At 67.9% G+C, this 305-nt stretch carries 1 protein-coding gene; it reads left to right on the plus strand.

The window, feature by feature from the left end; genetic code table 11:
• Window positions 1-305 (plus strand): hypothetical protein (locus RAD10_RS41635; RefSeq protein ID WP_461622005.1); only part of this gene is annotated, 305 nt, incomplete at both ends.

The following is a 305-nucleotide window of genomic DNA, read 5'->3' on the forward strand; positions in this document are numbered from 1 at the left end:
GCAGGCACCGTGAACGGCGATGCGACCGTCGGCACCGACACGATCCGCAACGTCGAGGCCGCCCGCGGCACCAATTTCGACGACACGTTCGATGCGACCGGATTCGGTCAGGCCGGGGCGACCAATGTCGGCTCCTCCGGCGCCTTTAACGACTTCGCCGGCGCCGGCGGCAACGACACCATCATCGGCAACGGCTCCACCCGCCTGAACTACCAGATCGCGGCCTCCAGCGTCAGCGTCGACCTCGAGACCAGCGCCGTCGGGACCACAAATGCGGTTACGGTTGCCGGCAGCGCCACAGGTGC

It is taken from the genome of Bradyrhizobium sp. 23AC (assembly GCF_054863025.1).